This is a genomic window from Candidatus Eisenbacteria bacterium (assembly GCA_035712145.1).
Lineage (GTDB): Bacteria > Eisenbacteria > RBG-16-71-46 > RBG-16-71-46 > RBG-16-71-46 > DASTBI01.
In genome coordinates this window covers 38,400-49,039 of record DASTBI010000158.1, presented here as the reverse complement: position 1 = coordinate 49,039, position 10,640 = coordinate 38,400, and the positions used below count along the sequence as shown (strand labels likewise).

Annotated in this window: 9 protein-coding genes; 6 read left to right on the top strand and 3 right to left on the bottom strand. The window is 69.4% G+C overall.

Annotation, left to right across the window (positions count from 1 at the left end; genetic code table 11):
* Window positions 1-150 precede the first annotated feature (150 nt).
* Entirely contained in the window at window positions 151-1,371 is a 1,221-nt protein-coding gene (locus tag VFQ05_10005) for a DNA repair exonuclease (GenBank protein ID HET9327095.1), read from the top strand.
* Window positions 1,368-4,259, top strand: coding sequence for an AAA family ATPase (locus VFQ05_10000; GenBank protein HET9327094.1), 2,892 nt, complete (start codon window positions 1,368-1,370; stop codon window positions 4,257-4,259). Before VFQ05_10005 ends, VFQ05_10000 begins: the two co-directional genes overlap by 4 nt.
* Here VFQ05_10000 and VFQ05_09995 read toward each other — a convergent pair.
* Window positions 4,256-4,435: a hypothetical protein gene (locus tag VFQ05_09995; protein ID HET9327093.1), complete on the bottom strand. Its 180-nt coding sequence runs from the start codon at window positions 4,433-4,435 to the stop codon at window positions 4,256-4,258. The genes VFQ05_10000 and VFQ05_09995 overlap by 4 nt on opposite strands.
* 44 nt (window positions 4,436-4,479) lie before the next feature.
* Entirely contained in the window at window positions 4,480-4,932 is a 453-nt protein-coding gene (locus VFQ05_09990) for a hypothetical protein (protein ID HET9327092.1), read from the bottom strand.
* A gap of 113 nt (window positions 4,933-5,045) precedes the next feature.
* On the opposite strand from VFQ05_09990, the gene VFQ05_09985 reads away from it, so the two are divergent.
* From VFQ05_09985 to VFQ05_09970, 4 genes are read left to right on the top strand one after another with little or no spacing between them, the layout of a single operon-like run.
* Window positions 5,046-5,648, top strand: a complete 603-nt coding sequence (locus VFQ05_09985) for an RNA polymerase sigma factor (GenBank protein ID HET9327091.1) — start codon at window positions 5,046-5,048, stop codon at window positions 5,646-5,648.
* The gene (locus VFQ05_09980) at window positions 5,645-6,073 is read left to right on the top strand and encodes a hypothetical protein (protein HET9327090.1); all 429 of its coding nucleotides are present in this window, start codon (window positions 5,645-5,647) and stop codon (window positions 6,071-6,073) included. Before VFQ05_09985 ends, VFQ05_09980 begins: the two co-directional genes overlap by 4 nt.
* 33 nt (window positions 6,074-6,106) lie before the next feature.
* On the top strand, window positions 6,107-8,233 hold the full coding sequence (locus VFQ05_09975; GenBank protein ID HET9327089.1) for a thioredoxin domain-containing protein: 2,127 nt from the start codon (window positions 6,107-6,109) through the stop codon (window positions 8,231-8,233).
* A complete protein-coding gene (locus VFQ05_09970) occupies window positions 8,230-10,092 on the top strand; it encodes a cytochrome c biogenesis protein CcdA (GenBank protein ID HET9327088.1) in 1,863 nt (620 codons plus the stop codon). Before VFQ05_09975 ends, VFQ05_09970 begins: the two co-directional genes overlap by 4 nt.
* 24 nt (window positions 10,093-10,116) lie before the next feature.
* Here the strand turns inward: VFQ05_09970 and VFQ05_09965 are convergent, their stop codons facing one another.
* Complete coding sequence (locus VFQ05_09965) at window positions 10,117-10,596, bottom strand: hypothetical protein (protein ID HET9327087.1); 480 nt, start codon at window positions 10,594-10,596, stop codon at window positions 10,117-10,119.
* Window positions 10,597-10,640: the final 44 nt, after the last annotated feature.

Here is a 10,640-nt window from a genome sequence, read left to right as displayed (position 1 = left end):
CGAAGGACGAGGCGATGCTACCTCAACGAAGTCGAGGTTCCATCCGTTGTCGACGGTGGCGCTTCCTGCTATGTTGCCGCGGTTCCGCGACTCCAGCAGGTCCTGGATGGACGTGGCCGCGAGGCGAGCGCAAGGAGGGGTTCGACCGCCATGGGCCTGGTGCGGCTTCTCCAGATCTCCGACTTCCATCTCGGCCGGCCGTTCGGCTGGCTGCCGCCCGATCGTCGCGAGCTCCGCCGCCGTGACCAACGCGAAGCGCTCGAGCGCGCAGTCAAGGAAGCCATCGAGCGCAACGTCCAGGGCATTCTGCTCGCCGGCGATCTCTTCGACGAGGAAGGCGTCGATGCCGACACGCTCGCCTTCGCGATCGGCGCCTTCCAGATCCCGGGCTGCCCTCCGGTCTTCATCGCGCCCGGCAACCACGATCCGTGCTCGCCGCAGAGCCTCTACTGGAATCCGCGATTGCTCAAGGCGCGCGGCCGTCAGTGGCCCGACCACGTGCACGTCTTCACCGACGCCCGCTGGACTCATGCGCCGCTGGTGGATGGCGTGCGGGTCTGGGGCCGCTGCTACATCTCCAAGGTGAGCGTCGCGGAACGCCCGCTGTCCAAGGACTGGCTTCGCGACGTCCAGGTCGGGGATCCGCAAGTGAACGTCGCGGTCTTCCACGGCTCTCGCGAAGGGCACGTGCCGCCCGGCCAGACCACGATCTCCCCGTTCTCGGACGAGGAGGCCGTGGATTCCCCCTTCACCTATCACGCGGTCGGGCACTACCACGCGGCCGGCCGGCTGGCATCGCCCCAGGGACGCGTGGCGGGCGTGCGGCTCGCCTACGCTGGCTCCGCGGTCGCGCTCGACACCACCGAGCTCGGAGCGCACGGCGGGCTCGAGGTGAGGATCGAGCACGGCCACCGGCAGCCGTTCGTCGAGACCGAATTCGTGCCGCTCGACCGGCGCCAGGTGCACACGCTGCTGGTCGACGTCACCGGCTGCGTGAGCGCGGAGCGCGTGGATCGCAAGATCGAGCGCGCGCTCGACGACGTCGGCGCCGGCGATGACGACATCGTGACCGTGCGTCTCACCGGACGCCTGGCGCGCGACGTCCGCTACGAGCCGGCGCGCGAGGTGTCCGCTCGCGTGTTCCATCTCCGCATCGACCGCCGCAGCCTGCGTCCCGACTATCCGCTCGACAGCTACCGGGAGTCGAGCGGCGCGACCACCGACGAGCGCTTCGCGCGCGCGCTCCTGCAGCGGCTGGATGCCGCCTCCGATCCCGAGGAGAAGGCGCGGCTCGAGCGCGCGCTCTATCACGGACTCGATGCCTTCCAGCTCAAGGAAGCGATCCCGGTCCACGAGGAGCTCGAGCCGTGAAGCTGCTGCGTCTCAAGGCCGACGGCTTCGGCGCGCTGCGCGGCGAGATCCACTTCGATCCCGACCGCATGACCGTGATCCTCGACGACAATGAGCGCGGCAAGTCCACGCTCCTCGCCGCCGTGACGGCCGCGCTCTACGGACTGAACGGTGATCGCCGCAGCCACCGCCCGCTGACTCCGCTCGAGCGCTGGAAGCCATGGGACGGCGGCACCTATCGGGTCGAGCTCGAATTCGAGTGCGAAGGCGAGCAATACACGGTGTCGCGCGACTTCGACCAGGGCACGGTGGCCGTCTGGAGCAGCCGCGGCCAGGATGTGACGGCCGACTTCCGCGACGGCAACGACTATCCCGTGGGCAAGCGCCTGCTCGAGCTCGACGCCGACGAGTTCGAGCGCTGCGCACTGGTCCGGCAGGGCGAGCTGTGGCAGGTCGTGCCCGACGACGAGCGGGAGCGCCGCTCGCCCACGCTGCGCGCGCGGCTCGAGGCCGTGGCCGACTCGCGGGTGGGGGACACGCGAGCGAGCGAGGCGATCAAGATCCTCGAGACGGCGCTCAAGCGTTACGACTGCCCGGAGCTGGAGTTCACCGGCACCATCGTCAACGCGCTCGCGCGCCTCGAGGCCAAGAGCCGCCTGCTCGAAACCGAGCTGCAGGAGCTCACCCACGAGCTGGAACAGAATGCCGCCCCGCTCGCGGAGCTCGCCGACCTGGAAGAGGTCGAGCGGGAGACCCGCGACGCCCTTGCCGGGCTGGACTCCGAGTGGCGCGGCGTGCTCGCCAGCGACGCGTTGCGGCAGCTCGAAGAGGACCAGAAGCGTCAGGAGGAGATCGAGGCGCTGCGCCGCGAGGCCGACAGCCTCTCGGCGGTGAGCCAGATGCCCGGCGACGCCGAGAGCCAGCTGCGCGACACCGTGGCCCGCCTCGAGGAAGCCGAGCGCAACGTGTCCACGCTCGAGGGACGGCGTCAGGAAGAAGCGTCACGCCAGCGCGCCGAGCTGGAGAGCGAGCGGAGGAGCCTCGCGACCTTCGAAGCCGGCGGCGCGCTCGAAGCCGATCGCTGCGTAAGCCTTGGCGCCGAGATCCGCCGGATCGGCGAGGAGGAATCCCGGCTGCGCGACGAGATCTTCCAGGTGCGCGAATCGCTGGCCGGTGAAGGGCACGACCCCGGACGGCTCCAGTGGCTGACCCATCGCCTCGGCCGTCTCTCGGAGGCCGACCATGCCCTGCTGCGGCGCCAGTCGGAGCTGACCATCGCCCATCACACCGAGAGCGCGACGCTCGAAAGCCAGCGCACCACCAGCAGCGAGACCCTGCGCGCCATCGACGCCCAGCGCTCCAGCCGCACGCTGCCCGGCTGGTTCCTGCTCGCGCTCGGCATCGCCACGCTGGTGGCGGGGACGGTGGTGGCGTCGCTGCGCGGACTTCCCTGGCTCTCGACCACGTTCTTCATCGCCGGCACGGTCCTGTTCGGAATCGGCATCGCGCTGGTCACGGGCGGCCGGAACATGAGGGCCGATGAGCGCGAGGAGTCGCTGCGTCTGCTCGCCGACGCGCAGCGTAGTCTCAACCAGCTCAAGCATCAGCGTGCCGAGACCGAGACCGCGCTCCAGAGCCTGTCCCGCCAGCACGGCTATCGCGATCACATCGAGCTGCTCCGCGAATGGAACGAGCTGGCGCGCCTCCGCGACGAGAGCGCTCCGGCGGTGCAGGCGCAGTCTCGTCTCGCGGCGCTGGATGCGCGCCGACGCCAGTCCATGGAGGAAGCCGGCGAGCTGCTCGCGCGATTCGGCGTCACCACGGCCGACCCCGAGAGCCTCGAAAAGGTGGCGGGGCTCCTTCGCCAGCTCGAGGCGGTTCGCCAGAAGCTCGCGGCGCTCGACCGCAACTGGGGATGGATCGATCAGCAGAAGCAGGTGGACGAAGCCGCGGCGTCGGGACTTCGGGAGCGGGCGCTGCGGATCCTCCAGTCGGCCGGGCTGACCTACGATCCGTCGCGGCCCTGGTCCGAGCACCTCCGCGAGCTGGCAGAGAAAGAGCAGTCGCGACAGCGGCTGATGCTGCTGACCCGTGAGCTGATTCCGAGCGCCGAGCGCCGCCGGCTCTCCGATGCGCGGCGCGCGGAGCTGGAGAGCCAGGTGGCGCTCGCCGAAGGAGGCACGTCGTCGCGATCGCCTCGCAATCAGCGCTCGATCGACGAGGAGCGCCGCCGGCTGCTCGAGCGCCAGGAGGAAGCGCAGAGGAAGCGAGCGGATCTCCGGGTCCAGGTGGAGGAAGTCTCGCGCCGCGTGCACGCCCAGCGTCCGGAGCGCCGCGCGCAGCTCGAGCGCATCCAACGCGCGCGGGTCCGCGCACAGCGCTTCATGGAATCGGTCGAGCTGGCGATCACCACGATCCGCGAGGTCGCGGCCGAGACGCACCAGCGGTGGGCGGACTATCTGAACCGCCGGGTCGCCGAGCTGCTGCAGATGGTCGGCTCCACGATCGACCAGATCCGTTTCGGGGACGATCTCGATTTCTCGGTGCGGCTGATGGGGGGACAGACGCTGGCACGAGGCAAAGCCGACCAGCAGCTCTCGGCCGGCGCCCGTGATCAGCTCTACCTGGCCGTGCGCCTCGCGGTGAGCGAATTCCTGTCACGCGGGCAGACTCCGCTGCCGTTCCTGCTCGACGATGTCTTCGTGACGAGCGACGACGAGCGAGCCCGGAGCGGGATGCGGTTGCTGATCGAGCTCGCCACCACACATCAGGTCGTGCTGCTCACCTGCCATCGGCGGCGATTCGACATGATGGCCGAGGTCGATCGCGAGCTGTACCTCGGGCGCGTGCAGTGGCTCGATGCCCGCTCCGTGGGCGCCGAGCGAGACGCCGGCGAGCTGGCCGGCTAGGCGGTATCGACCGTCGCGCGCCAGCGCGCCAGCCGGAGGCGATACGTCCGCTCGATGCGGCGCTGGATCAGCAGGTGGCGGGCGAATCCCGCGAGCACTCCGCCGCACGCCGTAACCCACGCGCCGCCGAGAAGCATCATTCCGGCCAGGTCATAGAGATCGGAATCGATCCACATCGAAGACACCTCGTGCGCGAGGGAACGTGGATAGGGAAAACCGGCTACGCGCTCGGAGGATTGCCGGCCACTCCGCCCCGGGGATGGACGATCAACGCCGAGAGCAGCAGCGCGACACCCGCGGCGCCTGGAATGATGCCGACCGCCCAGAGGTTCTTGCCCGGCTCCATCAGCGTGAAGAACGCGATGAGCCCGGCGGAGACAGCCAGCGTGATGATCCCCGCGATCAGGAGCCCCTGCGCGCGACGTCGGTCTCGCTCGGGGCCGGAGAGTCCGAGCAGGTCGTCTTCGTCGAGCCCGATGTTGGGCAGGGGCGGAAGCTTCGAGACGTCGATGCCGCGCTGGATCGCGGCGATCCGCTCCTGCTGAGCCAGCTCGATCAGTCGCTGCCGACCGAGCGTCTTGATGATGCCCGTGGTGATGCCGCCGACGATCGCGATGATGGGGATCGAAAACACCAGAAACGGGATGAAGTCTCCGCCGTCGAATCCGAACATGGCCTTGCCCTCCTTCGGGTGCGGGGCGCCGGGCCCATGCCGGGCCCCGGCCTGGTGGTGTTCCATTCGCAGGTTTGGACCCTCGCGGGTCGTTCCCGGGTTTCAGCGCCGCGATGAAACCTGACGAGCCCCACACCGGGTCCAAGGAGCTGATGGGGACCATGGGCCCGGCGCCCGGCCTCGAGATCGAGTGGATCGAGCGGGCCCGGCGTGGTGAAACCGAGGCGTTCCGCGCTCTGGTGGAACGCCATCGGGATCGGGCCTATGCCCTCGCGCTGCGGATCGTGCGAGTCCCGGCGGACGCCGAGGAGGTGGCCCAGGACGCGTTCGTGAGAGTGTGGCGAGCGCTTCCGCGCTTTCGCGGTGACGCCGCCTTCACGACGTGGCTCCACCGCATCGTGGTGAGGCTCGCATTCGATCGCGCGGCGAGGCTCGCGGCACGCAGGACGCGCGAGGCGCGGCGGATCGGCAGGGAGGCCATGGAGCCGTCCGGGCACCGATCGGCCGACACGGGGGAAGCAGGGGAGAAGCTGGAGCGCCTCATGACCCGGCTGACGGAAGCGCAGCGCGCGGTGGTGACGCTCTACTACTTCTACGATCGGTCGGTGGAGGACGCGGCGCGTGTGCTCGGCATGCCGGAGAACACGGTGAAGACTCATCTGAGTCGCGCGAGGTCCGCGCTGCGCGCGGCATGGCAGGAGAGCGAGCGAGGATGAGCTCCGAAGACCTGGACCGCTGGGTCGATCGGACGCTGGAGCGGACGCTGAGCGCCCGGGATTCGGCTCCCGATGGGTTCACCGACCGCGTCATGGCCCGCGTCGGGAGCGAGTCGTTCGAGATGACCGTGGTCGCGCCAGCGTTTCCCTGGTGGGTTCGCGTGATCCTCCAGCCAGTCACCGTTCTGTCACTGGCGCTCGCCGGCGGACTCGCCGGGGGTTGGCAGGGACTCTGGGCCCTGGCCACGGCGAGCCGATCGGTGGTTTCCCAAGGCGTTCCATGGCTTTCGACGGCCTCCGGGATCTCCGCGGCGGGAATGCTCGCGCTCGAGCTCGCGCTCGCCACGCTGCTCGCGCTGTCGGCGGGTCCCCTGGCCCGCGCGGCAGGCCGGTTTGCCCGGCGTATTCCGCTGACCAGCCCCTGACACCGCGTCGGAGGCCTCTGATACCCTTCCCGCGTGCTGCGTGACCCCGCGGACCACTCCCGCAAGCCCAACCGACTCTCGAGCCAGAAAAGCCCCTACCTGCTCCAGCACGCCACGAATCCTGTGGACTGGCGACCCTGGGGGGAGGAGGCCTTTCGAACGGCGCGAGACGACGACAAGCCGGTCTTTCTCTCGATCGGCTATTCGACCTGCCACTGGTGTCACGTCATGGAGCGCGAGTCCTTCGAGGACGACACGATCGCCGAGCTGCTCAACCGCTGGTTCGTGCCGGTCAAGGTGGACCGCGAGGAGCGTCCCGACGTCGATCGGGTGTACATGACCGCGATGCAGACGATGGGCGCCGGAGGGGGGTGGCCGCTCAACGTCTTCCTCACGCCGGATCTCAAGCCGTTCTTCGGGGGCACGTACTTCCCGCCGCGATCCGCCTACGGGCGCCCGGGCCTCGCGGAGGTGCTGTCGCGCGTGCACGAGGTGTGGACCACGCAGCGCGCCGATCTGGAGCGCACGGGAGATCAGGTGCTGGCAGCGCTCGCCAGTCTGAACCGCGCGGACCGCGAAGCTCCGCCCATCGAGGCGCTGATCGACCGCGCCTTTCGCGAGCTCTCGGCGTCCTACGACGCCCGCCACGGTGGATTCGGCACGCAGCCCAAGTTCCCTTCCACCGTCAATCTGGACTTCCTCCTGCGCGTCGCCATGCGCGACCCGGCGCGGCGCGAAGCGGCGCTGTCGATGGTGCTTCACCAGCTCGACGCGATGCGCGCGGGCGGGATCCATGACCACGTGGGCGGAGGTTTCCACCGCTACTCGACCGATGCGCAGTGGCTGGTGCCGCACTTCGAGAAGATGCTCTACGACCAGGCGTTGATCGCGACCGCCTTTCTCGACGCCTTCCAGGTGGCGCGGCGGCCGGTCGACGCGGCCACGGCGCACGGGATCTTCGAGTACGTGGCGCGTGACCTCACCGCTCGGGGAGGCGCATTCGACTCGGCCGAGGATGCCGACAGCGAAGGCGAGGAGGGGAAGTTCTACGTGTGGACGCCCGCCGAGCTCACGGAGGTCCTGGGCGCGGACGACGCGCACCTCGTGGCGTTGCGCTTCGGCGTCACCCCCGCGGGCAACTTCGAGGGCGGCGCCTCGATCCTCCACGAATCGCAAGACCCGGAGGACGTGGCCCGCAAGCTCGGGACCCAGCCTGACGAGGTCGAGCGCCGCTGGCAGGCCGCGCGCTCACGGCTGCTCGCCGCGCGATCGCGGAGGCCGCGCCCCCATCGCGACGACAAGGTCATCACCGCCTGGAACGGGCTCATGATCACCGCGTTCGCGCGCGGCGCGCGGGTGCTCGAGCAGCCCGAGTACGCGTCACGCGCGAGCCGCGCGGCCGACTTCCTGTGGAGCCATCTGCGCGACGAAGAGACCGGTGTTCTGCGACGGAGATGGCGCGAAGGCGAAGCCGCGGAAGCCGGCCAGCTCGACGACTACGCCTATTTCGCGCAGGGGCTGCTCGAGCTCTATGCCGCCACTTTCGATCCCCTGTGGCTCGAGCGCGCCGTCGAGATCACCGCTCGCCAGATCGAGCTCTTCTGGGACGAGGAGCAGGGGGGGTTCTTCGAGAGCCCCGCTGACCCTTCCATTCACGTGCGGCTCAAGGACGGCCACGACGGAGCGGAGGTCGCCGGCAATTCGGTTGCGGCGTGGAATCTCCAGCGCCTCGCGGAAGTGCTCGATCGCGACGACTGGCGGCGCCTCATGGCGCGCACGCTCGAGTACTACGCGCGCCGGCTCGAGCCCTTCGCCTCGGCCATGCCGCGGATGCTGATGGCGATGGATCTGGCGGCGGTCAAGCCCCGCCACGTCGTGGTGGCGGGCGACCCCGCAGCGGCCGACACCCGAGCCATGATCCGGGTGTTCGATCGGCGTTACCTTCCGGACGACATGCTGATGGTGGTGGATTCCGGCGAGCGCAGGAAGCGCCTCGCCCGGCTGGCGCCGTTCGTGGCCACGCTGGCGCCGCAGGGCGCAGCGACCGCATACGTCTGTGTCGACCGTGCGTGCCGGCTTCCCACCGACGATCTCGAAACCTTCGCTGCCGAGCTGGAGGGAGCGCCGGCGGCCGTCACGGGCAAGGAGACCTCTCGATGAAGTTCGTTCCTGCTTTGGCGCTCACGCTGCTCGCCGCAGTCTTCACCGACGCTCGAGCCCAATTGGGAACGAACGTTCCGGAAGCCGCCGAGCTGGTCCAGATCACGACGGTCGAGGCGAAGATCACCGCGGGCGGAAGCGTGCGCGCTCGGATCGAGCTCGCGATCGCCGAGGGATGGCACGTGAACGCCAACCCGCCGGCGCTCGATTACCTGATCCCCACCGAGGTCGAGGTGAGCGCCAGCTCGGGGATCGTTGCCGGGAGCCCGATCTATCCCGCGCCGAAGAAGGCGAAGCTCGCCTTCGATGACAACGAGCTCCTGGTCTACGACGGCGCGGCGGTCATCGAGGTGCCGCTGACCGCCGCCGCGAGCTCGCCGGGGGGACGCCGGACGCTCTCCGGAACGCTGCGCTTCCAGGCGTGCAACGACCAGATCTGTCTGGCGCCCGCGACGGTCGCGTTCAAGATCCCGGTCGATGTCGAAGCCGGAGCCTCGAGCGGGACGGCGCCGATGCCGCAGGGCGCGGGGGCCCCCGCCGACTCGGCCCCGGGCACGGGGACCGCGCCGTCCTCCTCCTTCCAGATCGCGCCGCCCGCGCAGGGAAGCCAATCGGCGGCCATCGGCAAGAGCCTCGAGGCCGCGCTGGCGAGCGGCGGACTGGTGTGGTTCCTGGCGCTCTTCGTCGGCGGCCTGTTCCTCAACCTCACCCCGTGCGTGTTCCCGATGCTGGGCGTCACGGTCTCGATCTTCGGCGCGCGCCGCCAGGAGCCGCTGCCCACGGTGATCAGCGCGGCCTCGCTTTACGTGCTCGGCATCGTGGTCATGTACTCCACGCTCGGCGTCGTCGCGGCGCTCACCGGCGGGTTGTTCGGCGCGGCGCTGCAGAGCGTCTGGGTCGGCATCGCGCTCGGTGCTTTGCTGATCGGACTCTCGCTCTCGATGTTCGGCCTCTACGAGATGCAGCCGCCGGCCTGGCTGCTCCAGCGGGTGGGTGGCGCCAACACCACTTCCGCGATGGGACTCTTCGTCTCCGGGCTGATGGTCGGCATCATCGCCGCCCCTTGCGTCGGGCCGTTCGTCGTCGCGGTGCTGGCGATGATCGCGCAGCGCGGCGACGCGATGTTCGGGTTCCGCACCATGTTCGCACTCGCCCTCGGGCTGGGCTTTCCATACCTGTTCCTGGCGAGCTTCTCCAACCTGCTCCAGCGCCTGCCGCGCTCCGGCGACTGGATGGTGTGGGTGAAGAAGGTGTTCGGCGTCATCCTCCTGGGCGTCGGGCTCTTCTACCTGCTGCTGGCGATCGCTCCCGACTGGGCGCCGTGGGTGCTGCCGGCCGCATTGGTGCTGGGTGGAATCTACCTGGGCTTCATCGACCGGAGCGCCACCGCCCGGCCGCGATTCCGGCTGTTCCGCTACGGAGTCGGCGCCCTCGCGGCCCTGGCGGGCGTCATGGTCGTCGCGACCACGCCTCGTCAGAGTGTGGCGTTCGAGCCGTTCGCCGCGGAGGTGCTCGCAGCGGATCTCGGCCGCGGGCATTCGGTGATGATCGACTTCTCCGCCGACTGGTGCGCGCCCTGCCACGAGCTCGACCGCTTCACCTTCACCGATTCACGGGTGCGGGCCCTGGCTCGCTCGTTCCGCGCCTATCGGGTGGACCTCACGCGCTACGACTCGCCGGAGTCCAAGGCGCTCAAGCAACGCTACGGCATTTCCGGCGTGCCCACCGTGGTGTTCATCGGACCCGACGGGCAGGAAGTGATGGAAGCGCGAGTCGAGGGATTCCTGCCGCCCGAGCACTTCCTCGAACGCATGAAGTATGCGGGCCGTCGAACGGGCGCGATGGCGACGAATCAATGAGTGCTCGGCTCACCCGCGCGCCGATCAGATCTTGAAGTTCCAGCCGGCCACGATCTTGATCTCCGGAATGTCGCCGAGCCCCAGCCGGAGCTCGCCGAAGAAGCGGTTGCCGGACTGCGTCGGGACTCCGGCGCCGCCGACCAGGTTGAGGCCGACTTCGGTGTCCGAGCCGCCGCCCCCGTCCACCTCGATGAATGCGAGTCCGAGTCCGGCGCCGGCATAAGGCCGCCAGGCCGAACCCTCGACGGTGAAGTGGTAATGGAGGTCGAAGTTCATGGCGATCACCGTGACGTCGTCGCCGAACCCGAACTCGAGGCTGGGATCGAAGGTGAGATCGGGTGCGAGCTCGCCGATGATGAGCTGTCCGCCGAGGACGAGCTGGTCGGGGTCGATGCTCACACCGACACGGGGCCCGACTCCGCCGAGCGTCGCGGCGGCGTGGGCCGCGGGAACTCCGGTGAGTGCGCCGAGTGCTGCGAGGACGAGAACGATCCGCTTGAGCATCTCTTCCACCTCCATGGGAACGAGCACAAGACAGGGGAGCACAC

What these genes read in the sequence shown, in the direction of transcription:
- VFQ05_10005 (HET9327095.1), top strand. Translation starts at nt 151, where the DNA reads ATGGGCCTGGTGCGGCTTCTCCAGATCTCCGACTTCCATCTCGGCCGG.
- VFQ05_09995 (HET9327093.1), bottom strand. Translation starts at nt 4,435, where the DNA reads ATGTGGATCGATTCCGATCTCTATGACCTGGCCGGAATGATGCTTCTC.
- VFQ05_09990 (HET9327092.1), bottom strand. Translation starts at nt 4,932, where the DNA reads ATGTTCGGATTCGACGGCGGAGACTTCATCCCGTTTCTGGTGTTTTCG.
- VFQ05_09985 (HET9327091.1), top strand. Translation starts at nt 5,046, where the DNA reads ATGAAACCTGACGAGCCCCACACCGGGTCCAAGGAGCTGATGGGGACC.
- VFQ05_09980 (HET9327090.1), top strand. Translation starts at nt 5,645, where the DNA reads ATGAGCTCCGAAGACCTGGACCGCTGGGTCGATCGGACGCTGGAGCGG.
- VFQ05_09970 (HET9327088.1), top strand. Translation starts at nt 8,230, where the DNA reads ATGAAGTTCGTTCCTGCTTTGGCGCTCACGCTGCTCGCCGCAGTCTTC.
- VFQ05_09965 (HET9327087.1), bottom strand. Translation starts at nt 10,596, where the DNA reads ATGCTCAAGCGGATCGTTCTCGTCCTCGCAGCACTCGGCGCACTCACC.